Genomic DNA, 23,545 nt, shown 5'->3' with positions numbered 1-23,545 from the left:
CTTCGTGCCCAGCCGCCTCCGGGGAGAGCTGCCCCGGGTGCGGCCGGAACGCACGAAATCGGCGCGGTGCCGCGCCCGGCAGGTGCGCCGTCGGCCCCGGGTCCCCGCCGTAGACTCGCGGGCATGAGCCTGCAACCGGGGGACGGCGGCGCCACCATGCCCGCCACGGCCCCGGTGGAGGACACCCCGCCGAGGCGCGAGGTGCTGCTCGTGGACGCGCCGGAGACGCGCGTGCGCCGGCCGGGCGACCTCCTGGCGCTCGTCGCCTCCCTGCTCGGCATCGGCTTCGTGCTCGTGCTGGCGGTCTACGCCCACGCCACCACCCAGGGCGTCACCGAGGACGTGCAGTCCGCCGTGGCCAACGTGCTGCGCCAGGTGCTGCTGCTGCCGGTCACCGTGCTCGAGGGCCTGGTCTCCTTCTTCGTCCCGCTCATCGTGCTGGTGGACCGGGTGGTGCGGCGCAGCTGGCGCTCCGCGCTGGAGGCGCTCGCCACCGGCCTCGTCGCCGTCGTCCTGGCGGTGGGGGCCCTGTGGCTGCTGGACAACGTCGCCCCCGTCTCGCTCACCCGCGGCCTGACGATCACCTCCGAGGGCGACACCGTCATCGGGCTCAACGTCTACGCCGCCGGCATCGCCGGCGTGCTCACCGCCGTCGGGGACCGCTCGCACAACCGCCTGCTCCGCTGGTCCTGGAACCTGCTGTGGATCGTGCTGGCGCTCTCGGTGGTCCAGGGCGACCAGACCCTGCCGGGCGCGATCGTCGCGGTGCTGCTGGGCCGGTCCGCGGGGCTGGGGATGCGCTACGCCTCCGGCGTGCTCCACGAGCGGGCCACCGGCGTCCAGCTCGTGCGGGGGCTGCGCCGCGCCGGCCTGGACCCGGTCAGGGTCGTGCGCATGGACCCGGTGCTGGTGGGCACCCACGCGCAGGCCTGGACCGTGACGACGTCCTCCCCCATCGGCTACACCGAACGTCTCCGCGAGCCGGCCGCGACGGCCCCGGACGACGACGGCGCCCGGGCCCGGCTCGACGACGTCCCGGCCGGGGACGCCTCGCCCGCGGACCTGCTCGCCGCCGTCGACCAGGAGGGGGCGACCGGGTCCGACACCATCGCGCCCGACCCGCTGACCGACCCGGAGCAGGTGCTGCAGGAGGTCTCCTCCTCGGCGGTGCGCACCCTCGACGTGGAGTCCGCCCATCGGCTCTACGCCATCTGGGACGTGGAGGGCCGCCGCCACGACGTCACCGTCCTCGACGGTGACCGCCACGTCGTCGGCGTGCTCGCCTCGGTGTGGGACAGCGTGCGGCTGCGGGGCATCGACCGGCGCCCCGCCCGGAGCCTGCGCGAGGCCGCGAACCGCGCCGCCCTCATGGCCCTGGCCACCCGGGCAGCCGGGGTCCGCGCACCGGAGCTCGTCGGGATCACCGAGTCGCGCGACTCCGTGCTCATCGTCTCGGAGCACCTCCCGGGTGCCCGCCGCCTGGACGAGCTCGCGCCCGCCGAGCTGGACGACGACCTGCTCGACCAGCTGTGGACGCAGGTGCGCGCCGCCCACGCCAAGGGCCTGGCGCACCGCGAGCTCAGCGCCGAGGCCGTGCTGGTCGACCGGGCGGGCCAGGTGCGGATCATCTCCTGGGAGGACGGGGAGATCATCTCCTCCGAGCTCTCGCGCCGCCTCGACCTCGCCCAGCTGCTGGCGATGCTCGCCACCCTTGTCGGAGCGGAACGGGCGCTGACCTCCGCGGCCCGCGTCCTGACGCGCGACCAGCTCGCGTCCATGGCGCCGCTCCTGCAGCCGGTGGCCATGCCCTCCACGACGCGCGCCGCCGTCGACGACCTCAAGGAGCTGCTCGCCACCCTGCGCGAGGAGCTCGTGGAGCTGATCCCCCGGGCCGACGTCGCGCCGCTGCAGCTCAACCGGTTCTCGGCACGCACGGTCATCACCCTCACGGTCGCCGTCGTCGCGGTCTGGGCGCTGCTGTCCTGGATGAACATCGAGGAGGTCACGGCGGCCGTCACGCGCGCCAACCCGGTGTGGATCGTCGTGGCGTTCGGCATGGGCCTGCTCACCTACGTCGGCTCGGCCATGGGCCTCGTCGCCTTCTCCCCGGAGCGGCTGGGGATGTGGCGGACGACCCTCGTCCAGGTGGCGGCGTCGGTCATCTCCCTCGTGGCCCCGGCGGGCATCGGCCCGGCCGCCCTGAACCTGCGCTTCCTCAACAAGGCGCGCATCTCCACGCCGATGGCCGTCGCCACGGTGGGCCTGGTGCAGCTGTCGCAGTTCATCACCACGGTGCTGCTGCTGGTGACGGTCGCGCTGGTGACCGGCTCGGCCGGCTCGCTGAGCGCGCCGTCGGGGTCGGTGATCCTCGCCGTCGCCCTGGTGCTGACGACCATCGGCGTCGTGCTGCTCGTCCCCACGGTGCGCGCGTGGGTGTGGGAGAAGGTCGCCCCCACCATGCAGCAGGTCTGGCCGCGGGTGGTGTGGGTGGTCTCGAACCCGCGCCGCCTCGCCACGGGCATCGTGGGGAACCTCGTCATGACCGCGGGGTACGTCGCCGCCTTCGGCGCCTCGCTGGCGGCGTTCGGGTACGAGCTGCCGCTGACCAAACTCGCGATCACCTACCTCGCCTCGAACTCGATCGGTGCGGTCGTGCCCTCCCCGGGGGGTATCGGGCCGGTCGAGGCGGCGCTGACGGCCGGGCTCACGCTCGCCGGGATCCCGGCGGCGACGGCGGTCTCGGTGGCGATCCTCTTCCGTGTCCTGACGTTCTGGGGCCGCGTGCCGCTCGGCTGGGCGGCGCTGCGCTACCTCCAGCACAAGGACGCCCTGTGACCCAGCAGGACCCCCCGTGGTTCCCCGGGCAGTTCGGCCGGCACGACGACGCCCGCCGGGAGTTCACCGGCGATCCCTACACCGACGGGCCGCCCGACGCCGAGCCGTACGCACCGGCGACCCTGAACACCCAGGCCACCAATCCCTACGGCGACCTCTCCATCCCACCGGCCGGCGGCCCCGGTCCCTCTCTTCCCGACGGCGCAGCCGCCCCGACGGCGGACGGCGCGGCTGACGTCCGGGTCACCTACCCGGCGGCGGCCCAGGACCGGCCCGAGGATCCCGCCCGGGTCGGCGGGGCCGGGCGGCGCACGTCGGCACCGGCGGCAGGCCCGGACGCACCGGCCGCCCCGCCAGGGTACGAGGACTTCTACGAGCCGGGCAGCGTCGACCGGCAGGACCTGCGCCCCTCGCGCGGGCCCCGGCGGCGGCCCTCCCGGCGCCGCCGCGGCCAGGAGGCCACCCAGCCGGGGCACGGCCCGCGTCCCGGACGCCGGAACCGACGTGGTCGCGCGGATGCCCCGGGGCCGGCCGACCCGGCGCCCGGCTCCCCCGCGGCGTCGCCCGCCGAGGCCGGCGGCCCGACGCCCACGATCACCGTCGTCCCCGGCGGCACCGCGCCGGCACGAGCAGGTGCCGCCGCCGGCACCGGCCCCGCAGGTCGTTCCGCGCCCGCGCCCGGCCGGGACGAAGAGGCCGAGGCCTCCGGCGGCCGGTGGCGGCGCAACCTGCTGGTCCTGGTCCTCGGCGGGGTGATCGTCAGCCTCGTCGTCGGCGTCGTCGGCGGGCTCGGCGACGAGCCCGACCCGCGGCCCACGACCGCACCGACGGCGTCACCGGACCCGTCACCCGCCCCGACAACGTCCCCCGGCCCCACGCCGGACCCGCTGCCCTCCCCGACCGCCGTCGCACCGCCCGACGGGGAGGTCGCCGTCGGCGCCGCCGTGGCCGACGGTCCCTTCGAGGCGGAGGTGCTCGGCGTCTCCACCGGGCTGACCGACCTCGCCGGCGCCACGGCGACGACGACGGCCGAGGGCGAGTACGTCGTCGTCCGGCTGCGCGTCACCGCCACCGCCCCGGGCACCTCCTACTTCCTCGACATCGACCAGCGGCTCCTCGACGCCGGCGGCACGGAGCACGGGCCGGACCCCGGCGCGGCGATGGCGGTCGACGGCAACCGCCTGTGGTTCGCCGAGCTCGAGCAGGGCGAGAGCGCGGAGGGCGTGGTGGTCTTCGACGTCCCCGTCGGCACCGTGCCCGCCGCCTTCGTGCTGCACGCCTCAGACCAGAGCGCCGGCGTGCCCGTGGAGCTGCCGACGCCGTAGGGCCGCCTCGGTGTGGGCGGCGGGCGTCCCCGCCACACCCTTGCGCTCGGACCCCGCTTCGGGTGGAGGCGGTCACGCGCCCGTGCGCGGCGGCGGTTAGGGTGGCGCCGACCGGTGGATGGGCGGCACGCGGAGGTAGACCGTGCGAGTCGGGTTGGAGCGTGCCGGGCGGCGTCGCTCCGCCGTGCGCCGGTCCGACGGCCCGTGGGTGCCCTGGCTGGTCGCCGCCGTCGCGGCCGCCGTGTACAGCACCTTCGCCGTCACGCAGTGGCGGCGGCTCGAGGTGCCGTCGTGGGACCTCGGCATCTTCACCCAGCTCGCCAAGGCGTACTCGCGCCTGGAGGCGCCGGTGGTGACGATCAAGGGTGCGGGCTTCAACCTGCTCGGCGATCACTTCCACCCGCTCCTCGTCGTGCTCGGGCCGATCTACCGGCTCTTCCCCTCGGGCCTGACCCTGCTGATCGTCCAGGCGCTGCTGCTCGCCCTGTCCGCGGTCCCCCTGACCGCCGTGGCCCGCGAGCTCCTCGGCCCGCGGCGGGGGGCGGCGCTCGGCGTCGCCTACGCGTTCAGCTGGGGTCTGCAGGGCGCCGTGGCGGTGCAGTTCCACGAGATCGCCCTGGCCGTGCCGCTGCTGGCCCTCTCCCTCGCCGCGTTCCTGCGCGCCCGGTGGTGGGCGTGCGCGCTGTGGGCGGCGCCGCTCGTGCTGGTGAAGGAGGACCTGGGGCTGACCGTCGCGGTGCTGGGGCTCGTGATCTGGTGGCGCAGCATCTCCGCCGGCCGGGCCGCCTGGCCGCGCCGGGCGCTGCAGGCCGTGCGCGGGGACCGGCAGGCACAGGTGGGCGCGGGCCTGGCCGCCTGGGGCGTGGTGTGGTTCGTGCTCGCGATCGGGGTCGTCCTCCCGGCCCTGAACCCGCGCGGGACCTACGACTACTACGACCGGGTGGCCACCGAGGGCCGCACGGGCGTCCTCGATCTCCTGCTCGGCGCCCTCGCGCCCGCCGAGAAGTGGGTGACCGTCCTGCTGCTGGTGCTGGCCGCCGGCGTGGTGGGCGTCCGCTCGCCCCTGGTGTGGCTGTGGGTGCCCACGCTGGCGTGGCGGTTCGTCGGCGAGGTGGAGCACTACTGGGGCTGGGAGTGGCACTACTCCGCCGTCCTCATGCCCGTGGCCGCCGCCGCGCTGCTGGACGCTGTCGCCGGGCCGCCGGCCGCACGCCGCACCGGTCGGGCGCCGGTGACCGGTCCTGCCGGGTCAGGTCAGCTCCGCGCCCCGGCAGGCCGGGGCGGCTGGGCGAGCGCCGCCGTCGCCCTGGCGCTGGCGACGACGGTGGGGATGACGGTGACGACGCCGGTCGCGCGGCTCGCCGACCCGGTCACGTACCAGCCCTCGCCGCGGCTCGACGGCGCACGGGCGGCCGTCGACGCCGTGACGCCCGGCAGCACGGTGGAGTCCGACATCTATCTCATGGCCTACCTGGTCCCCCGGGCCCAGGTGTACTGGGTGGGCAACCACGGCAACCCGGCCCCTGACTACCTCGTGCTCGACACCCAGGGACGGACCTGGCCCGACGTGACGGTCACCGACGCCGCCGCCCTGGCCGAGAGCCGTCACCCCGGCACCACCTACGTCCTCGTCGTCGACGCCGACGGCTACCAGGTGGCCGAGCGGGCCGGGTGACCAGCGGCTTTCCTCCGCGGCAGGGGCGGCGCCTATGGTGGCCACGTGTTCCCCCACACCCTCCGCCGCCGTCTCATCCGCACGCCGCTGCTGGCCCTCCTCGCGCTCGTCGCCGTCGTCCTCGCGCCGCCGGCGAGCGCGCACGACGTGCTGATCGGCTCCGAGCCGGCAGACGGTGCCCAGCTCGACGCCGCACCGACCGAGATCGTGCTGACGTTCAACAACCAGCTCCTCGACAGCGCCCAGGTCGTGATCGTCACCGACGCGTCCGGCGCGACGGTGGCCGAGGGATCGCCCACCGTCGACGGCGCCAAGGCCACGTTCCCCCTCCCCGCGCTCGACGCCGGCGCCTACAGCGCGACGTGGTCGGTGGTCTCCTCCGACGGCCACCGCATCGACGGCGAGCTCGGGTTCGACGTCGCGGGCGCGGCCCCGGAGACGACGACGGACGCCGCGGCTGCGCCGTCCGCCCCCGCGCCGAGCGCCTCGCCGGACGAGGTGAGCACGCCGGGCGCCACCACGACGGCGCCCGCCGAGGACGGCGCGAGCGCGTCCGGGGTCCCGGCGTGGCTGGTCGTCCTGCTCGCGGTGGGTGTCTTCGGCGGCGTCGTCGCGATCGCGGTGCGGCGCTGGCGCGAGCAGGGCTGAGCGAGGAACGACCGACAGGAGCGAACTCAAAACCGCCCGGCCCCGTCCGCCGCACCGCTACTGTGTGCCTCCTCAGCGGGGAGGGACGATGGGCGCGAGCAGGCGCGCGCTTGGATGGATCGACGTCAGCGCAGAGGTCCTGGCTGCGCCCGACGCGCGCTCGGCGCACGAGCGGCTCTCCCGGGCGCTCGCGGAGGAGTTCCACGCGTACTTCGTGGTGCGCACGCTGTTCGGTCCCGACGGCACGCCGACCGCCCGTTACCTGCCCGACGGGTCGGCACCGGTGCAGGCCTGGCCGAGGGTGCTCGCCGACGTCGACCGGCACCCGCTGGTGGCCCACCTCCGGCACGGGCGGCCCACCGGACCGGTGACGTTCGCGGACGCCGTGGCCGCCGGCCACGTCCTCACGGCCGGGACCCGGGAGCTCATCGAGGCGGTCGGCCTGACCGTCCACCAGCTGGCCCTCCCCGTGCCCGCGGCCGGCCCGGGCGAGGTCTTCGCCCTCGTCGCGGAGGAGCCGTTCCGGGAGGCCGAGGAGGAGGTGGCCCGGCTGCTCCAGCCGGTCGTCGCGGGGCTGGACCGGCACATCGGCCTCCTCGCGCGCATCGAGGAAGACGCGACGGCGCACCGGGCGACGCCCACGCCTGCCCCGTCCGGGCCGGCGCTGACGCCCCGCGAGTTGCTCGTGCTGCACGGCATCGCGGGCGGCAGCACCGTCCGGGGCATCGCGGCCCGCCTGGCGATCTCGCCGCGCACCGTCCACAAGCACCAGGAGAACCTGTACCGCAAGCTCGGGGCGGTGGACCGGCTGTCGGCGGTGCTCGAGGCGCAGCGTGCCGGCCTGCTGCCGGTGGGTGAACGGCCGGTCACGTCGGTGCCCGAAAACCCGGTGAGGACCGCCTTCCCGGGATTCAATGGGACGGGCGGGTCGGAGGTGCAGCATGTCGGAGACGTTCTGGGACCGGGTGGCGCAGACCTACGACGCCGACCAGGTGCACATCAGCGGTCCTGACCTGGCGTCGAAGATCGGCGCGCGGCTGGCCGCCGACCTCCACGGCGAGGTGGTGGAGCTCGCCTGCGGCACCGGGCAGCACACCCTCGCGTACGCGCCCCGGTGCTCCAGCGTGATCGCCACCGACCTCTCGGCCCCGATGCTGAAGGAGGCCGGACGCAAGCTCGGCTCGCTGCCGAACGTGACGGTGCGACCGGCTGACGCGACGTCCACCGGCCTGCCCGAGGGTTCCGCGGACGCCGTCGTCGCGGTCAACCTCCTGCACATCGTCCCCGACCCGGCCGCGATGCTGGCCGAGGCGCGTCGGCTGCTGCGTCCGGGAGGTGTGCTCGTCGTCGCCGACGCCACCGGGCAGGGACTCTCACCCCGGCAGATGGTCGTCAGCATGTGGCAGATCCTGCGGCGCTGGGGGCTGCGGTCCGGCGGTGGGAACCTGAACCAGAGGGCGCTGGAGAGGCTCGTGCACCAGGCCGGCTTCGTGCAGCTGCGTGGAGAGCTGCTCACCGGACGGCGGATGAACGCGGCGTACGTCCGGGCCGTGAGACCGGCCTAGCCGCACCGCGTCCGGCTGCGCCGCCGAGACCGGGTGTCCGGGAGGTCACATACGCTCGGGCACATGAAGATCCTCCTGCCCGACACCATGCCGCTCGACCCGTCCCTGCCCGACGGCGTCTCCTCCGTCGTGTACGACGCGACCGCGCCCGTGCCGGAGGAGCACCTGGACGCCGATGCGCTCGTGGTCTGGGGCAACCGTCAGGCGGACCTCGCCGCCGTCGCCGGCCGCATGCCGAACCTGCGTTGGGTGCAGACGCTGGCCGCGGGCCCCGACTCGGTGCTGTCAGCGGGCTTCCCGGACGAGGTGGTCGTCACCTCCGGCGTCGGGCTGCACGACGCCACGGTGACCGAGCACGCCCTGGCCCTGACGCTGGCGCTGCTCCGGCGGCTGCCGCAGTCGGCCGCCGCGCAGCGCGAGCACCGGTGGGCGGACGAGATCGGCGGGCTCCAGCCGCTCCGGCCCGACGGCGCCGTCACCTCGCTCATCGGTGCGCGCGTCCTCGTGTGGGGCTTCGGCAACATCGGGCGCACCCTGGCGCCGTTGCTGCGCGGGCTCGGGGCGGAGGTGCGCGGGGTGGCGCGCTCGGCCGGCCCGCGCGACGGGTTCGACGTGATCGCCGAGGACGACCTGACCGCCGAGCTGGCACGCACCGACGTCCTCGTCATGATCCTGCCGGCGACGCCGCAGACGGAGCGGGCGCTCGACGCCGACCGGCTCGCCGCGCTCCCGCGCCACGCCTACGTGGTCAACGTCGGCCGCGGGACCACGGTCGACGAGGACGCCCTGGCCGAGGCGCTGCGGGCGGGCGCGATCGCCGGGGCCGCCGTCGACGTCACCGCGGTGGAGCCGCTGCCCGCCGACTCGCCGCTGTGGGACCTGCCCAACCTGGTCATCACCCCGCACGCCGCGGGCGGCCGGCCGGTCGGCGCCGACGAGCTCATCGCCGCGAACCTCGCGGCTCTGCGCGCCGGTGAGCCGCTGCGCAACATCGTCGCACGCTGACCAGGCTGCGCCGCTCCGCCGTCGGCGCAACGAGGAACGGGCGGCTCCCGCGCACCTGATGAGGCGCACGGGGGCCGCCCGTTCGGGGCTGAGGGGGACCCGCCTGGCGGGGGGGTGGTTGGGGCGGGGACCCTCAGAGCCCTACCGGCCGGGGCCGGTGGTGCGGGAGGTCAGAAGCCGTCGCAGGTCTGGGCGAGGTCGGCGTCGATCGCCATGACGAGGACGCCGAAGTCGTCCTCGCTGAGGTAGGCGAAGCCCTTGGGGGCCTTGCCCTGGTAGGCGGCGCCGCTGCCGACAGTCGCCTTGGAGTGGATCAGCGGTTCCTGCGAGACGCCGGCCTGCTCCATCCATGCGGCGACGGCGACGTCGGCGGACCCGGCGCAGTCGGGACGGCCATAACCGCCCTGCTCGACCGGTGCACCGATGATCATGGCGCCCAGGTCGGACAGCGGCATCCAGGCCGTGCGGTTCTTGGCGAGCTGCTCGCGCGCGCTGTCGTTCCAGTCGACCTTGTAGCAGTGATGGGCCGATGCGCTCGTCGCGCTCGCGATGCCCATCGCTGCGACGGCGGCCGCGACGGCGCCCGCGCGGCGCCTCCACGTACGGGCGGTGCTGTGACGTGTCCCGGTCACGGGTACCTCCTCGATGGCGTGCCGCCCCGGTGGCGGCGTCATGGAGGGAAGTCTCGTGAGGGGCCTGCCCGGGCGCCATACGCACAAGTACGTATGGCGCCGCGACGATCAGGCCGTCACGGCGTCGTCACGCTGCCGTGCCGTGCCGTGCCGGGACCGGGGCGGCTCAGCCCTGGACGTCGACGGGCTCGGCGGCTGCGCCGTCGGCCTCGGGCCGGTCTACGGCGGGGCCGCCGAGGGCGTGCCCCTCCCACGTCAGCGCGGTCCACCCGTCCTCCAGGCTGCCCTCGAGGACGACCGCGCCGGTGTTGGTCACCGGGTGGGTGGCGGCGTGGTCGATGCTGACGTTGTCGGTCCGGGCGGCGACCCAGGAGCGGATCGCGGCGCCGTGGCTGACGACGACGGCGGTGCCCGCCCCGGTCGCCGCCACCTCCGCGACCACCTCGTCGTAGCGGGCGAAGAACTCGGCGCCGCTCTCCCCACCCGGGACGCGAGCGTCGAGGTTCCCGGCGCTCCACTCGAAGATCGTGCCGAGGTAGGTGCGCACGGAGGCCATGTCACCGCGCATCTCCAGGTCGCCGGCGTGGACCTCCCGGACGCCGCGTCGCACGAGGGTCTCCAGGCCGGCGTGAGCGGCCAGCGGGTGGGCCGTCTGCTGCGTGCGCACCAGGGTGGAGGCGACGATGAGGTCGATCGGCTCCTCGCCGAGCGCCGCCGGCAGGGCTGCGGCCTGCTCCCGGCCCAGGTCGGTCAGGTCGGCCCCGGGCTCGGCGGTGTCGAGCAGGCCGCCGACGTTGGAGCTGGTCTGGCCGTGCCGCACAAGGATCAGTCGCATACCGCCATCATCGCCGACGGCCGCGGGGGCCGGAAATCTTCGGCGTCAGCGGTCCTTGAGGTGGTCGAGGACCTCCGCCAGCACCTCGGTGGGCGTGCCGACGTTGTGGACCTTGAAGCCGTCCTCGTCCGGCTCGAGCTCCTCGAGCGTGTCGATCTGCGAGTCGAGCAGGCTGGCCGGCATGTAGTGGCCCTTGCGGCGGTTCATGCGCTCGAGCGTGAGGTCGACCGGCGGCGCCATGTGCACGAAGATCGTGCTCCCCTCGGCGCCGCGCAGGACGTCCCGGTACTTGCGCTTCAGGGCCGAGCAGGTGACCACGGTGGAGTGCCCCACCTGAGCCTCGGCGGTCATCCAGTCCTGGATGGACTGCAGCCACGGGGCGCGGTCGTCGTCGTTCAGCGGGGTACCGGAGCGCATCTTCTCGCGGTTGGCCTCGCTGTGGAACTCGTCGCCCTCGGCGAAGATGTAGCCGAGCTTGCCCGCGAGCATCATCGCGATCGTCGTCTTGCCGCCGCCGGAGACGCCCATCACCACGAGGTGGCGCGGGCCGCGCGCCTTCTTCGGCCACGGCGACATGGTGGCGGCGGTGCTCGCCTCGGTCATTCGATGCTCCGATCGGCTGGTGGTGCCCCGACCGTACCTGGGGCGGCCCGCCGCCTGCCACGCCTTGCCTCCGGTTGCCCGGGCCTCCGACACGGTTACCTCGTGAGGTACGGCGCGAGGTGTCTGGCCCAGCGGGCGTACCCGTCGGGGCCGGGGTGCAGGCCGTCGGCGGAGAAGTCCGCCGGGTTGAGCGCCAGGTGGTCGACGGGGACGTAGACGGCGCCGCTCGCCGCCGCCGCGCGCTCGGTCGCCCACCCGAAGCGCCGTGCCCGGCGGGCGAGCACCGGGCCGAGCGGCGGCGGGAGCGCCGGGATGGCCGTGACGTCCGGGAGCCCGCTGACGACGACGCGGGCGTCCGGGGACGTCCGCTGCACCACGCGCAGCAGATCGGCGACGTCTCGCGCCCACGCACCCCGCCACGAGCGCTGCAGATCGTTGATGCCGATGAGCACCACGACGTGGCTGGGGGCACCGCCGTCGTTCATCCGGGGCACGAGGTCACGGGTCACCACCCGCGCGCGGGCTCCGTTCCGGCCCAGCGAGCGCCAGGCCACCTGCCGGCCGTCCGCGGCAAGCTGGCGCGCGAGGTGACCGGCCATACCGGTCTCGTAGGTCGGGGCACCCGTACCGGCCGCCGTCGACTCCCCCAGCACCACCAGCCGCAGAACGGGAGCGGCGCCCGGCACGACGCCGTCCGGCGGGCCGGCGGGCGCACCGACCGGGAGGCGCACCGACCGGGGCACGTCAGGTCCCGCCCTGAGCGGCGATGAGGAGCGCCTCGGCCCGGGCTGCCTCGGGGTCGAGGTACGTGCCGCCGCGGACGAGCGGGCGCAGCCGGTCGCCGTCGTCGACGAGGTCGTAACGCAGCGGGCGGGCGTTTGGCAGGTTGAGCGCCGCGAGCTCGGCCGGGCCCAGGTCGTCGAGCAGCGCGCACAGGGCCCGCAGGGAGTTCCCGTGGGCGACCACGAGGACGTTCCGGCCGCCGGCGAGGTGCGCGCGCAGCTCCGGGAGCCAGGGCCGCAGCCGCGTGACGACGTCGGCGAGCGACTCGGTGGGCGTCAGGGCCTCCGTGGGGAGCCGGTCGAACGGGGGAAGCCGGCGCCACAGGGCGAGGGTGGCCTCGTCGAGCGCCGGGGGCCGCCCGGCGTAGGAGCGGCGCCAGTGCAGGAAGAGCTCACGCCCGTGCTCGGCGAGCACCTCCGCCTTCAGGTGGCCGGACAGGGCGCCGTAGTTGCGCTCGTTGAGCCGCCACGTGCGCACGACCGGGGCCGTCGATCCGAGGGCCGCGCGGACGAGCGCGGCGGTGCGGCGACCGCGGGCGAGCTCGGACGTGACGACGAGGTCCGGCGCGAACCCGGCGCCGGCGAGCCGGTCGCCCGCGACACGGCACGCCTCCTCGCCCGCCGGGGTGAGGTCGAGGTCGAGGACGCCGGTGAAGATCTCCAGCGCGTTGCCGACGGACTCGCCGTGGCGCACGAGCACCAGAGCGCCGAGAGAGCCGTCCACGCCGAACACTCTGGCACGCCGCCGCGGGCGCTCGCACGGGGAGCCACCTACCATCCGGACCATGCCGACCTACCGCCACCCGAGCCCGGCGACCCGCGAGCGGCGGGTCGCGACGTCCGCCGAACAGCTCCGGACGGGCCTCCGCTGACGTGGTGGCCGGCGAGGGGACGACGCTGCTGACGGTCGGTCACGCGGCGCTCGACCGGTCCGCGCTCGCGGACCTGCTGCGCTCTGCCGGGGTCACCACCGTGGTCGACATCCGCCGATTCCCCGGCTCGCGCAACAACCCGGACGTGCGCCGCGACGCCCTCGAGGAATGGCTGCCCGGCGCCGGGATCAGCTACCGCTGGGAACCTCGGCTCGGCGGGCGGCGTCACCTGCGCAAGGCGGAGGATGCCGCCTCGCCGGACACGTGGTGGCAGGTGGACGCCTTCCGCGCCTACGCCGGGTGGACGCGCGACCCCGAGTTCCGTGCCGCCATGGCCGAGCTGCTCGCGGAGGCGCGGGGACCCGGACGGGTCACCGTGATGTGCTCGGAGGCGGTGTGGTGGCGGTGCCACCGCCGGCTGGTCGCGGACGTCGCGGTCCTCGCGCACGGCGCCGAGGTGCGTCATCTCATGCACGACGGCGGACTGCGGGAGCACCCGGTGGCCGAGGGTGCCCGGCTCGCCGAGCCGGGCGAGGTCGTCTGGGACGGCGGCCCGCCCTGAGGCCATCCCGTACTTGAGGTCAGTCCCTCACCGAGCTCAGCCCGTCACTGAGCTCAGCCCGTCACCGTGCGGCGGCGACGCCCTGCTCGGTGCGCGCCCGGTGGTCCTCGAGCAGCGCGTCCACGACCCTCGCCGTGCGCAGCGCGCTCTCGCCGGTGCTCGGGCAGGTCCCACGGCCGGTCAGCTCGTCGACGACCAGCTGGATGAGCGGCTGCTGCACGACCTCGGGATAGGGCGCGTCGATGCGCTCCTCGCCGCGCGCGGTGCGCAGCACCAGCGGTTCCTCGCCGAAGCTGGAGAAGATCAGCGAGCCGGCGGTCCCGACGATCTCCACCTCGTCGCGGGGGTGCGCGGCGTCGAACGCCCACAGCCCCGTGCCGACGACACCGGACGCGAAGGTGAACGCGGCGGCCACGTGATCCTCGGCCGCGGACAGCCCGGAGAGGTTGGTGGCGGTCCCGGCGACAGTCTCGATCGGGCCGAGCAGGTGGTCGAGGAGGTCGAGGGTGTGCGTGCCGAGGTCGACGAACAGCCCGCCGCCCGCGATCTCCGGCTGCAGCCGCCAGGGCATCTCGCCGCCCTCCCAGGCGGGCGCCGGGCGCTGCAGGCGGACGGCGACCGCCCGGACGGCGCCGACGGCGCCGCCGTCGAGAAGCTCCTTGACGCGGACGAACCGGGGCATCGCCCGGCGGTAGTAGGCCACGAAGAGGGGCACGCGGGCGCCGGCGCAGGCGTCGATCATCTCCTCGCACTCGTCGGCGGTGCGGGCCATGGGCTTCTCGACGTACACCGGCTTTCCCGCCGCCGCCGCGCGCAGGACGTGCTCGCGGTGGCTGCCGGGCGGGGTGGCGACGTAGACGGCGTCCACCTCGGGGTCGGCCACCAGCGCGTCGGCGTCGTCGTACCAGCGCGGCACGCCGTGGCGGCGGGCGAAGTCGGCGGCCTTCGTGCCGTCGCGCCGCATCACGGCCACGAGCGAGGAACGCTCGGCGCGCTGGAAGCCCGGCCCGGACTTGCGCTCGGCGACCGCGCCGGCGCCGATGATCCCCCAGCGAACCTGCTCGAGCCCCGTCCGTGACGTCATGGGCTCACGGTACTGGTGGCCGGGCGCGCATATTCGCTTGCTAGCAACCTAGCCGGGAGCTAGGTTGCCGCCATGGCCGACAAGGCACAGTTCAACGTGTACCTCCCGCCCGCGCTGGTGCGGGCGGTCAAGCACCGCTGCATCGACGAGGGCGTGTCGCTCTCCACCTTCGTCGAACGCGTCCTGACCGAGTACCTCGATGAAGTGGAGCCCTCATGACCGCGTGGACCGGCCCGACCCCGACCGTCCGGCCCATCCAGTTCGTCACCGATCTCCCGACCTGGCGCCGGTTCTACACCGATCTCGGCCTCGTCGGCACGGGCGAGGACGCCGACGGCTGGACCGTCCTGGCCGCCCCGTCCGGGCGCGTGGCACTGCACGCCGCCGCGCGCGGTGGTCCGCTCGAGGGTCGCACCAAGCTCGGTCTGGAGGTCGACGACCTGGGCGCCTACCGCGACGCCGTCGAGGCAGCCGGCCTCCCGGCCCGGCCGGTCACACTGGGGCACGGCTCAGCCCTGGAGGTCCGGGTGCCAGGCATCGGCAGCGTCGTCGTCGACCGGAGGCAGACGCCCGCCGGCGCCGCCCCGGTGACGCCCGCTGTGCTCAGCGTCGTCGGGCTGGTCCACACCGAAGCAGTCCTCGAGGGCGCCGCGGCGGCCTCCCGCCTGGGCTTCCGCCGTCGCATCACCTCGGACGGCGGCGGCTGGGCCGACCTTGTCGGGCACGGGATCCTGGGCCTCCACGCGGGCGAGGCAACAACGGTCGACGGCACCACCGCCTGCGAGATCAGCCTCGAGGTCGGTGACCTGGCCCCGCTCCTCGGGAAGGTCACGGAGTCCGGCCTGCAGGCTCACCTCATCGACGAGGCCTACGGCCGGACGCTCCGCGTCACGATGCCCGACGGGAGTGAGCTGTGGGTCAACGAGACCCAGCGCGACCTGTACGGCTACCACGTGGAGGAGGAGACGCAGGAGACACGCTGAGGTTCCCGGCGGGAGGATGGCGGTGCGCTTCGAGCGCCATTGGAGGTGCGCACGGTGTCGGAGGGGTCGCGGATCCGCGCGGCAATGAGCGCCGTGGACCGGCGGTCCTTCCTGCCGCCGGACCAGCTCCGCTTCGCCCATGCCGACATGCCGCTGCGCATCGGCCACGGCGCGACGTGCTCCCAGCCGAGCACCGTGGCCGCCATGCTCGAGCTTCTCGACCCGCGTCCGGGCGACAAGGTGCTCGACGTCGGCTCGGGCTCGGGCTGGACGACAGCGCTGCTCGCCCACCTCGTCGCCCCGGGCGGCAGCGTGCTGGGCGTCGAGCTGGTGCCGGCGCTCGTCGAGACCGGTGCCCGCAACCTCGAGGCGGCGGGCATCGCCCACGCGAGCATCGAGGTCGCGGAGCACGGACGGGTCGGCCGCGCCGCGGCGGCACCGTTCGACCGGATCCTCGTCTCCGCGGAGGCTCGTCACGTCCCTGAGGGGCTGGTGGACCAGCTCGCCGACGGCGGACGCATGGTCATCCCCGTGCGCGGCCACCTCCTCACCGTCGACCGGGACGGTGACGAGGTGCGCACGCAGGCCCACGGCTCGTTCAGCTTCGTGCCGCTCCGCGCGGCCGAGTGAAGGGGCGCCTACTGCGCCGTCGGCCCGTTCCAGTCGACAAGCTGGACGATGACGCCGTTGGGGTCGCGGACCTGGAAGGCGCGCTCGCCCCACTCCTCCACGGTCAGCGGCATGGTGATTCCCACCCCCTCCTCCTGCAGGCGGGCGAGCTCGCCCTCGAGGTCGTCCACGACGAACGCGAGAATCTGCCCCTGGGCGTGGACGTCGCGCTGGTCCGGCGGCAGGGTCGGCATGCCGGTGCGCAGGTAGACGACGTTGAACCCGGCGTCCGGACGGGCGAGCGAGGAGAAGCCGTCGGCCGACATCTGCTCGGCGAAGCCGAAGTGGTCGACGAGGAACCGCGCCGAGGCGGCCGGGTCGGCGACGTTGAGGCTGACGGCGGATGAGGTGATGTTCACGGGACTCCTGTCGGTCGGTGCTGGACCGCCTCTCGGTACAGCGTACGTCGTACAACGTACGATGATTCAGAATGTTCCCGTGCCCTCACCGCGAACCAGCACCGGAGACCCGGCCCGCACGATCGCCCTGCTCTGGCGCCACTCCCTCGACGAGCGCGCGTCCGCCCGCGGTCCCCGGCAGCGCCTGAGCCTCGACACGATCGTCGACACGGCGGTGGAGCTGGCCGACACCGACGGACTCGACGCCGTCACCATGCGCCGGGTGGCGACCGCCGTCGGCACCGCACCGATGACGCTGTACACCTACGTGCCGGGCAAGGCCGAGCTGCTCGACCTCATGCTCGACCACGTCTACTCGCAGATGCTCCGGCGGACGACGGCGGAGCGGCCCTGGCGCGAGCGGGTCCGGGAGGTGGTGCTGGAGAACCGGGCGCTCTTCGAGCGCCACCCGTGGGCGGCGACCGTCTCGACCACGCGACCCGCCCTCGGGCCCGGGGCGCTGGCCAAGTACGAGCACGAGCTCGCGGCGCTCGACGGCCTCGGCCTGGACGACGTCACGATGGACGCCGCCCTGGCGTGGGTGCTCGCGTTCGTCCAGGGCTGGGCCCGGACGGCGGCCGACGCGGCGGCTGCGCGGCGCGACTCGGCGCTCGACGAGCAGCAGTGGTGGGAGTCGGCGGGACCGTTGCTCGGGCAGGTGGTCGACCCCGGGGCCTTCCCGCTCGCGTCGCGGGTCGGCAGCGCGGCCGGGCAGGCGCAGGGCGCCGCGTGGGAGGCGGGGCGGGCGTTCGACTTCGGGCTCGCCCGGGTGCTCGACGGGCTGGCGGCGCTGATCGAGCGCTGACCCGTCAGCTCTGCGGCTCGGCCACCGGCGGTGGCGCGTCCCCGCACGTCACCGTCCGGGCCTGCGTGACGGCCGGGTCGTCGTCGGGCACGTCCTTCGCGAGCACCTCCGTCCTGCCGTTGCGCGCCGAGGCACCACGGTCCTGCAGCTCGATCGGTGTCCGGGTCACCTCGAAGGTGGTGCCCGACGCCGACGGGGCGGCGTTCAGCCCCACGAGCTGCAGGCCGTTGCCGACGTCGGCGCAGCCCACCCCGGTGCCGTAGCCGGTGAAGCCGAGGTCGAAGGTGTACTGGCCGCCCTGGACGTTGCGGGTGGGGACGAGCTCGCAGTCCACGACGGCGTACAGGGCGACGGACCGCCCGGTGTCGAGGAGCACGACCGCGGAGCCGTCCGCGAGGCGCTGCCCCAGGGCCTTGGCCGCGATCGGCGAGCCGCTGCTGAAGCGGGTGGAGAGCACCGCGCCGGAGGCGGTCCGCACGCCGAGCGTGCGGGTCGGGCCGCCGGAGAGCCAGAGCGTGTCGGCCCGCCTGTCGCCGTCCAGGTCCGCCGTCGGCGCGGTCGCGGCACCGTCCGGCACCGTGCCGCCGGCGGGGCAGCCCGCGCTGGAGGCGGTCGGTGAGGGCGTTGCCGTGCCGCTCGGCACGCCCGACGCCGCGGTGCTGGACGGCGCGGCGGTCGACGCAGTGGGTGGCGCCGTGCCGCCGCCTCCGGCGGGCGCCGCGCACGCGGCGACCGCGAGCGTCACCAGCGCCGCGGTGACCAGCCCGCTCAGACCTCGGGAGACACGCACAGCCAGCCCTGCCACGGGAACCACCTCACCCAGGCGCGGCGACCCGCCGTCGTCGACACCACCGGTGTAGCACACCGGGACGTCGCGTGGTGGTGGAGCGTGGGGCACGGTCAGCGGCCGGCCCCGCAGCTAGTCGGTGGCGAGCGCCGCGTCGGAGCTGAACACCATGCCGAGCGCGATGTCCCCGGCCGTCAGCGCCTGCTTGGTCAGCGGTCCGCCGGCGTCGAGCGAGACGAACTCGGAGAACTTCAGGCCGTACGTCTTCTCCAGCCCCGGCTGGCAGAACGGCCGGTCCGGGCACTCGACGGGGCCGCCGAGCGTGAGCTCGCCGCAGGCGTCGGCAAGCTCGGACAGCGTGGACACGTCATGCTCCTGGGCGAACGCCGTCGTCACCGCGTAGGCGTTCTGGTCCGCCGCGTCGGACGGCTTGCCGAAGACCAGTCCGACCTCCTTGCCCAGGGCGGTCAGGTTGTCCGTGGTGGAGGCCAGGTCCGAGCTCGCCTGGGGGTCCTGCGCGGTGGCGTCGGGGCCGTTGACCTTGACGTTGAGGAACTCGGTCAGGGTGCCGACGTACTCGGGCACGACGGTGAGCTCGCCGGACTCGAGGGCGGGCTCGTACGTCTCGCGGTTGCCGATGGTGCGGACCTCGACGTCGTAGCCGGCGTCGGTGAGGGCGAGCGCGTAGAGCTCGGCGAGCGTGGCGGACTCGGAGAAGTTGGCCGCCCCGACCACCACCTTCCCGGAGCCCGAGGTGTCGCCGACCTCGATGCCGGCGGAGTCGTAGAAGGCCTTCGCGGCCTGGTTGGAGGTGTTCCGCTCGACGTCGACCTGCTTGTTGAGATCGATGAGCTTGTCGGTGTCGAGGGCCGCGGAGACGGCGTCCAGCGCCGCGATCATGGCGGGCTGCGACGCGTCGGCGTTGACCGCCGGGATGACGTTGTCGACGGTCTGCAGATGCTTGTCGTCCTCGAGGACGACGATCTGGTCGCCCGCCACCGGGTCGCACGCCGCGGCGGCCGAGGTCCCGGTCGATCCCGCTGCGGAGGTGGCGGCCCCTCCCCCGCCGGCGGAGCCCGGCTCGCCGCAGGCGGCCAGGGCGAGGAGGGCGAGTCCGCCCAGGACGGCGGTGACTGAACGGCGCATGGTGTCCTCCCCGAGCCGGGCCGGTCCCGGTCGTCGTCGGCCATTCGACCGTGCCCGGGCCACGCACGCAAGCAGTTTCGCCGTCGCGCTCACGCTCCGGCCGGAGCCGGGTCGGCGACCGTGACGCCGCGGCGGCGCCCGTGCGCCGCCCGCATGGCGCGCGGGGTCAGCAGGTGCTGCACCCCGGCGAGCAGACCCTCGAGCCCGAGGCAGAGGACGACGACGAGGAGCGCCCCCGCCAGCGCCTGGCCGTAGCGCTGGGTGAAGATCCCGTTGGAGATGATCAGCCCCAGCCCGCCCCCGCCGACCAGCGAGGCGAGGGAGACGGTCGCCACCACCTGGACGACGGCGGTGCGCAGGCCCGCGGCGACGAGCGGCAGCGCGAGGGGAAGTTCGACGTCGCGCAGCAGCCGGGCCCCGGACATACCCATCCCGACGCCGGCGTCGCGGGCCGCGGGGTCGACGTCGCGCAGGCCGGTCCACGTGTTCGACAGGATCGGGGGCACGGCGAAGACGGCGACGGCGAGGATGGTGGGCCACTGCCCGAGGCCCAGTGCGGCCGTGAAGATGTAGAGCAGGGCCAGCGTGGGCAGGGCCCGGGTGAGGTTCGCGGTGGCCACCACCGCGGCGCCGCCGCGGCCGGCGTGCCCGAACCACAGTCCGAGCGGCAGGGCGACGACGGCGGCGAGCAGCACCGCCACGAACGTCATCCACAGGTGGTCGCCGAGCAGGTCGAGGATCCCGCCGGGGCCGGTCCAGCTGAGCGGGTCGTTGAGGTAGGCGAAGGCGTCGCCGAGCACCGCCCCGCTCATGCTCGCCTCCGTAGCCACGGCGTGACGAGTCGGCCGAGGGCCAGCAGCACGAGGTCCGCGACGAGGGCGATCGCCACGCACAGCAGGGAGGCGGCCATGATCTCGGCGCGGTAGGAGGAGGTGAACCCCCGGTACATCGCCTGGCCCAGGCCGCCGTAGCCGACGACGACGCCGACCGTCACCAGCGCGACCGTGGTGACCGTGGCCAGGCGGATCCCCGTGATGATGGCCGGCAGGGCGAGGGGGAGCTCGACGGCGAGCAGGCGCCGCGCCCGGGAGTACCCCATGCCGTCGGCCGCGTCCACGACGGCGGGCGGGACGCCCCGCAGCCCCACGAGGGTGTTGCGCACCAGGACGAGCATCGCGTACGCGACCAGGCCGATCAGCACGGTGGTGCGGCCGATGCCGGTGAACGGCGCGAGGAGCCCGAACAGGGCGAGGGAGGGAACGGTGTAGAGCACCGCGGAGGTGCCGAGGACCGCTCCGGACAGGGCCGGCCGGCCCCGCGCCAGCACGGCCAGCGGCACGGCCAGCAGGAGCGCGATGAGCACCGCCTGGACCGTGAGGCTGACGTGCTGACCGGTGAGCTCGACGAGCGTGCGCCAGTTGTTCTCGAGGTAGCGCCACGAGAACCACGGGTTGTCCGCGCCGGTCTGCATCGGCATCACGCCGACCGACGCTACCGGGTGCGGCTGACGTCCGAGGCCGCCGGTGCGACGGAACGTCATTCCTGCGGGTACGAACACTCGGCCCCTGGCCGGGAATACCTGGCGCCGGCGCCGGGCTGGCCAGAACATGAGCAGCCACCCGCACTCCCCGGCCGAGACGTCGTCCACGTCGGCTCAGCAGCCTCTCGTCCCGTCCCTGTCCGTGCTCGACCTGCTCCCGGTGCGGACCGGGCAGACCACGGCCCAGGCGATGACCTCGACCCTGGAGCTCGTGGGCGCCGCGGACCGTCTCGGCTTCACGCGGTACTGGTTCGCCGAGCACCACAACATGCCCGCGATCGCGGCCTCCAGCCCGCCGGTCATGATCGCCGCCGCGACGGCGCGCACCGAGCGGATCCGACTCGGGTCGGGCGGCGTCATGCTCCCCAACCACGCACCGCTGATCGTGGCCGAGCAGTTCGCGGCCCTGGAGGCCCTCGCTCCGGGTCGCATCGACCTGGGCATCGGCCGTGCCCCGGGCTCGGACCCGGTGATCACCGCGCTGCTGCGCTCCTCGGGCCCGACGGCGGACGTCGAGCAGTTCCCGCAGCACGTGCGCGAGGTCATCGCCCTCATGAGCCCGGAGGGCGCCACCGCGCAGATCCCCGGCCGCGGCGGGGCGCGGGAGACGTACACCGTCCACGCCACGCCGGCCGCGGTCGGGAGCCCGGACGTGTGGCTGCTCGGATCCTCCGACTACTCGGCCTCCCTGGCCGCCGTGCTCGGCCTGCCGTACGTGTTCGCCTACCACTTCGCCGGCCCGAACCTCGAGCGCGTCCTGAGTCTGTACCGGGACAACTACGAGCCGTCTGAGCGCTTCCCGGAGCCGCGGACGTTCCTCACCGTCAACACGGTGGTCGCCCCCACCCAGGCCGAGGCCGAGGAGCGGGCTCTGCCTCACCTGCGTCAGATGGCGCGGCTGCGCACCCCGGCGCCGCAGCGTCCCCAGGAGACGGTCGAGGAGGCGCTGGCCACCCCGCTCGACGGCGTCGCGGAGCAGGCCCTGGACGCGATGAGGCCGCGCTGGGTGATCGCCGAGCCGCACCGTGCCGCCGAGACCCTGACCCAGCTGGCCCGGACCCACGGCGTCGACGAGGTGATGCTCGTGCCGGTCGCTGGGTCGTACGAGAGCGAGCCCCTGGACAGCACGCCCGGCCGCCTGCAGACCCTGGAGCTCCTCGCCCGGGCGCTGCGGCAGGAGATGGCACCGACGGCGACCTGATCGTCCGCCGCCAGCCCCGGTACCGTCTGACCGTGACGCAGACCGAGACCCCCAGCGAGGCGCTGATCCGTTTCGACGGCGTGGGGATGACCTACGCCGACGGGACGGTCGCCGTCGGCCACCTCGACCTCGACGTGGCCCCGCACGAGCTGCTCACCCTCGTGGGCCCCTCGGGGTCCGGGAAGTCCACCCTGCTCCGCATGGTCAACCGGCTGGTGGAACCGACGAGCGGGCGGGTGCTGCTCGAGGGCGAGGACGTCGCCCGGATGGATGCGGCGCGGCTGCGGCGCGGCATCGGCTACGTCATCCAGGACGTGGGGCTGTTCCCGCACCGCACGGTCGCCCAGAACGTCGCCACGGTGCCCGGCCTCCTCGGCTGGGACCGGCGCCGCACCCGGGAGCGGGTGGAGGAGCTGCTGACCCTGGTCCGGCTGGACCCGGCCGTCCACGGCCCCCGCTACCCGCAGGAGCTCTCCGGCGGTCAGCGCCAGCGGGTCGGGGTGGCGCGGGCGCTCGCGACCCACCCGAAGGTCATGCTCATGGACGAGCCGTTCGGCGCCGTCGACCCGGAGGGCCGGCGCTCGCTGCAGGCGGAGTTCCGCCGCATCCACGACGAGCTCGGCACCACCGTCCTGCTCGTCACCCACGACATCGACGAGGCGGTCATGCTCGGCGACCGGGTCGCCGTCCTCAGCCAGGGCGGCCGGCTCGAGCAGCTCGCGCCGCCCGCGGTGCTGCTCTCGCGCCCCGCCAACGCCTTCGTCGAGGGCTTCATCGGCGACGCGCGTGCGGTGAAGCTCCTGGCGCTGACGGAACTGGTCCGCGCCGACGTGGAGGTCTCGTCACCGGCGGGCGCCGGTCCGGCCGCGGAGCCCGCGCGGCGGGCGGCCGGCACGCCGGGCGCACCGACGGTACGCCTGGGCGACACGCTCAGCTCCGCCTTCTCCGCCCTCGCCACGGCCGAGGACGGCGCCGTCACCGTCATGGACGACGGCGGATCCGCCGTCGGCACCCTCACACCCGACGGCCTGCACGCCGCCCTGCGCAGGGCGGTCGGGACGGGCGCGCGCTGACCCGCCGGTGGACCGACGACGGCTGACCGCGGTCAGATCCCGGGCTGCTCGGTGGCCGGTGAGGTGCGCTCCACCACGTTGAGCCGCCGCACGGTGAGGTCGTCGACCTCGAGCTCGTGGATGCGCAGCTGGCGGAACTCCGCCTTGCCGACCGTGAGCCGCCACACCGCGACGAACGCCAGGGCGGACGCCCCCACCGCGATCGCGAGCATGTTCGCGACGGCGATGCTGCGGGCGCCGGTGGCGAATCCACCGATGGCGAGCGCCGGCATGGCGTGCGGGCCGCTCACCGTCGGCCGCATCTGCCCGTGGCCGTGCGAGCTGGCGGCCTGCGCCGTCGGGCCGTGGGACTTGACCATCTTCTTCGCCATCTTGGCCTTGCGGCCGGACGACTTCGCCAGGTGCGCCCCGGACCCGTGCGAGCCCGGCATCCGTGTCATGGGCGAGGACTGCAGCATCTGCCGCATCGACGCCTGCTTGGTTCCGTGCCCCATCGCACACCTCCGTGTAGGCGGTTCGT

At 74.7% G+C, this 23,545-nt stretch carries 26 protein-coding genes; 14 read left to right on the top strand and 12 right to left on the bottom strand.

Going from position 1 to position 23,545, the window contains the following annotated elements:
• The first annotated feature begins 123 nt into the window (after positions 1 to 123).
• The 7 genes from ATJ97_RS12330 to ATJ97_RS12300 all read left to right on the top strand — a co-directional run bounded on the left by ATJ97_RS12330 (position 124) and on the right by ATJ97_RS12300 (position 9,053).
• Complete coding sequence (locus tag ATJ97_RS12330) at positions 124 to 2,835, top strand: lysylphosphatidylglycerol synthase transmembrane domain-containing protein (protein WP_211287214.1); 2,712 nt, start codon at positions 124 to 126, stop codon at positions 2,833 to 2,835.
• The gene (locus ATJ97_RS20590) at positions 2,832 to 4,160 is read left to right on the top strand and encodes a DUF4352 domain-containing protein (RefSeq protein WP_143427014.1); all 1,329 of its coding nucleotides are present in this window, start codon (positions 2,832 to 2,834) and stop codon (positions 4,158 to 4,160) included. Before ATJ97_RS12330 ends, ATJ97_RS20590 begins: the two co-directional genes overlap by 4 nt.
• A gap of 142 nt (positions 4,161 to 4,302) precedes the next feature.
• Positions 4,303 to 5,835 carry a DUF2079 domain-containing protein gene (locus tag ATJ97_RS12320; RefSeq protein WP_211287212.1) on the top strand — a complete coding sequence of 511 codons (1,533 nt, stop codon included), beginning with the start codon at positions 4,303 to 4,305 and terminating at the stop codon, positions 5,833 to 5,835.
• A gap of 45 nt (positions 5,836 to 5,880) precedes the next feature.
• On the top strand, positions 5,881 to 6,483 hold the full coding sequence (locus ATJ97_RS12315) for a copper resistance CopC family protein (RefSeq protein ID WP_098483993.1): 603 nt from the start codon (positions 5,881 to 5,883) through the stop codon (positions 6,481 to 6,483).
• Between the two features lie 88 nt (positions 6,484 to 6,571).
• Positions 6,572 to 7,495: a helix-turn-helix transcriptional regulator gene (locus ATJ97_RS20065; protein WP_211287210.1), complete on the top strand. Its 924-nt coding sequence runs from the start codon at positions 6,572 to 6,574 to the stop codon at positions 7,493 to 7,495.
• Entirely contained in the window at positions 7,425 to 8,048 is a 624-nt protein-coding gene (locus ATJ97_RS12305; RefSeq protein ID WP_170037427.1) for a class I SAM-dependent methyltransferase, read from the top strand. The genes ATJ97_RS20065 and ATJ97_RS12305 overlap by 71 nt, the downstream gene beginning before the upstream one ends.
• A gap of 63 nt (positions 8,049 to 8,111) precedes the next feature.
• On the top strand, positions 8,112 to 9,053 hold the full coding sequence (locus ATJ97_RS12300; RefSeq protein ID WP_098483991.1) for a phosphoglycerate dehydrogenase: 942 nt from the start codon (positions 8,112 to 8,114) through the stop codon (positions 9,051 to 9,053).
• A gap of 170 nt (positions 9,054 to 9,223) precedes the next feature.
• Here the strand turns inward: ATJ97_RS12300 and ATJ97_RS12295 are convergent, their stop codons facing one another.
• From ATJ97_RS12295 to ATJ97_RS12275, 5 genes are all read right to left on the bottom strand, one after another.
• Positions 9,224 to 9,685 carry a hypothetical protein gene (locus ATJ97_RS12295; protein WP_098483990.1) on the bottom strand — a complete coding sequence of 154 codons (462 nt, stop codon included), beginning with the start codon at positions 9,683 to 9,685 and terminating at the stop codon, positions 9,224 to 9,226.
• 166 nt (positions 9,686 to 9,851) lie between these two features.
• Positions 9,852 to 10,520: a histidine phosphatase family protein gene (locus ATJ97_RS12290; RefSeq protein WP_098483989.1), complete on the bottom strand. Its 669-nt coding sequence runs from the start codon at positions 10,518 to 10,520 to the stop codon at positions 9,852 to 9,854.
• 45 nt (positions 10,521 to 10,565) lie between these two features.
• The gene (locus ATJ97_RS12285) at positions 10,566 to 11,096 is read right to left on the bottom strand and encodes a gluconokinase (protein ID WP_098485435.1); all 531 of its coding nucleotides are present in this window, start codon (positions 11,094 to 11,096) and stop codon (positions 10,566 to 10,568) included.
• Between the two features lie 122 nt (positions 11,097 to 11,218).
• Complete coding sequence (locus ATJ97_RS12280; protein WP_170037424.1) at positions 11,219 to 11,854, bottom strand: SGNH/GDSL hydrolase family protein; 636 nt, start codon at positions 11,852 to 11,854, stop codon at positions 11,219 to 11,221.
• A 13-nt stretch (positions 11,855 to 11,867) separates the two neighbouring features.
• Complete coding sequence (locus ATJ97_RS12275; protein WP_245862442.1) at positions 11,868 to 12,629, bottom strand: 2,3-bisphosphoglycerate-dependent phosphoglycerate mutase; 762 nt, start codon at positions 12,627 to 12,629, stop codon at positions 11,868 to 11,870.
• A gap of 152 nt (positions 12,630 to 12,781) precedes the next feature.
• Here ATJ97_RS12275 and ATJ97_RS12270 point away from each other — a divergent pair, with 152 nt between their 5' ends.
• On the top strand, positions 12,782 to 13,339 hold the full coding sequence (locus ATJ97_RS12270; protein WP_211287208.1) for a DUF488 domain-containing protein: 558 nt from the start codon (positions 12,782 to 12,784) through the stop codon (positions 13,337 to 13,339).
• 61 nt (positions 13,340 to 13,400) lie between these two features.
• Here the strand turns inward: ATJ97_RS12270 and ATJ97_RS12265 are convergent, their stop codons facing one another.
• Positions 13,401 to 14,423 (bottom strand): Gfo/Idh/MocA family protein, encoded by a 1,023-nt coding sequence (locus ATJ97_RS12265; RefSeq protein ID WP_098483987.1) that lies wholly within the window; start codon positions 14,421 to 14,423, stop codon positions 13,401 to 13,403.
• A 72-nt stretch (positions 14,424 to 14,495) separates the two neighbouring features.
• Between ATJ97_RS12265 and ATJ97_RS12260 the strand changes: the two genes are divergently transcribed.
• The 3 genes from ATJ97_RS12260 to pcm are packed head-to-tail and all read left to right on the top strand — an operon-like array spanning position 14,496 to position 16,036.
• Positions 14,496 to 14,642 (top strand): ribbon-helix-helix domain-containing protein, encoded by a 147-nt coding sequence (locus ATJ97_RS12260; RefSeq protein WP_098483986.1) that lies wholly within the window; start codon positions 14,496 to 14,498, stop codon positions 14,640 to 14,642.
• Positions 14,639 to 15,406 (top strand): VOC family protein, encoded by a 768-nt coding sequence (locus tag ATJ97_RS12255; RefSeq protein WP_098483985.1) that lies wholly within the window; start codon positions 14,639 to 14,641, stop codon positions 15,404 to 15,406. The genes ATJ97_RS12260 and ATJ97_RS12255 overlap by 4 nt, the downstream gene beginning before the upstream one ends.
• A gap of 45 nt (positions 15,407 to 15,451) precedes the next feature.
• A complete protein-coding gene (gene pcm / locus ATJ97_RS12250; protein WP_342746897.1) occupies positions 15,452 to 16,036 on the top strand; it encodes a protein-L-isoaspartate O-methyltransferase in 585 nt (194 codons plus the stop codon).
• A gap of 8 nt (positions 16,037 to 16,044) precedes the next feature.
• On the opposite strand, the gene ATJ97_RS12245 is transcribed toward pcm, so the two are convergent.
• Positions 16,045 to 16,434 carry a VOC family protein gene (locus ATJ97_RS12245; RefSeq protein ID WP_098483983.1) on the bottom strand — a complete coding sequence of 130 codons (390 nt, stop codon included), beginning with the start codon at positions 16,432 to 16,434 and terminating at the stop codon, positions 16,045 to 16,047.
• 79 nt (positions 16,435 to 16,513) lie between these two features.
• Between ATJ97_RS12245 and ATJ97_RS12240 the strand changes: the two genes are divergently transcribed.
• Entirely contained in the window at positions 16,514 to 17,278 is a 765-nt protein-coding gene (locus ATJ97_RS12240) for a TetR/AcrR family transcriptional regulator (RefSeq protein WP_211287206.1), read from the top strand.
• 4 nt (positions 17,279 to 17,282) lie between these two features.
• On the opposite strand, the gene ATJ97_RS12235 is transcribed toward ATJ97_RS12240, so the two are convergent.
• The 4 genes from ATJ97_RS12235 to ATJ97_RS12220 form a co-directional block, all read right to left on the bottom strand.
• Complete coding sequence (locus tag ATJ97_RS12235; protein ID WP_143427013.1) at positions 17,283 to 18,083, bottom strand: hypothetical protein; 801 nt, start codon at positions 18,081 to 18,083, stop codon at positions 17,283 to 17,285.
• A gap of 114 nt (positions 18,084 to 18,197) precedes the next feature.
• Positions 18,198 to 19,211, bottom strand: coding sequence for a glycine betaine ABC transporter substrate-binding protein (locus ATJ97_RS12230; RefSeq protein WP_098483980.1), 1,014 nt, complete (start codon positions 19,209 to 19,211; stop codon positions 18,198 to 18,200).
• A gap of 89 nt (positions 19,212 to 19,300) precedes the next feature.
• Positions 19,301 to 20,023: an ABC transporter permease gene (locus ATJ97_RS12225; protein WP_098483979.1), complete on the bottom strand. Its 723-nt coding sequence runs from the start codon at positions 20,021 to 20,023 to the stop codon at positions 19,301 to 19,303.
• Positions 20,020 to 20,682: an ABC transporter permease gene (locus tag ATJ97_RS12220; RefSeq protein WP_483866852.1), complete on the bottom strand. Its 663-nt coding sequence runs from the start codon at positions 20,680 to 20,682 to the stop codon at positions 20,020 to 20,022. The genes ATJ97_RS12225 and ATJ97_RS12220 overlap by 4 nt, the downstream gene beginning before the upstream one ends.
• Positions 20,683 to 20,818: 136 nt before the next feature.
• Between ATJ97_RS12220 and ATJ97_RS12215 the strand changes: the two genes are divergently transcribed.
• The gene (locus ATJ97_RS12215) at positions 20,819 to 21,952 is read left to right on the top strand and encodes an LLM class flavin-dependent oxidoreductase (RefSeq protein WP_098483978.1); all 1,134 of its coding nucleotides are present in this window, start codon (positions 20,819 to 20,821) and stop codon (positions 21,950 to 21,952) included.
• 86 nt (positions 21,953 to 22,038) lie between these two features.
• Positions 22,039 to 23,025, top strand: a complete 987-nt coding sequence (locus ATJ97_RS12210; RefSeq protein ID WP_098485431.1) for an ABC transporter ATP-binding protein — start codon at positions 22,039 to 22,041, stop codon at positions 23,023 to 23,025.
• Positions 23,026 to 23,057: 32 nt separating this feature from the next.
• On the opposite strand, the gene ATJ97_RS12205 is transcribed toward ATJ97_RS12210, so the two are convergent.
• On the bottom strand, positions 23,058 to 23,519 hold the full coding sequence (locus tag ATJ97_RS12205; protein WP_098483977.1) for a hypothetical protein: 462 nt from the start codon (positions 23,517 to 23,519) through the stop codon (positions 23,058 to 23,060).
• Positions 23,520 to 23,545: the final 26 nt, after the last annotated feature.

This window comes from Georgenia soli (genome assembly GCF_002563695.1).
Classification (GTDB): Bacteria; Actinomycetota; Actinomycetes; order Actinomycetales; family Actinomycetaceae; genus Georgenia; species Georgenia soli.
This window is presented reverse-complemented; position numbering and strand designations above follow the sequence as displayed.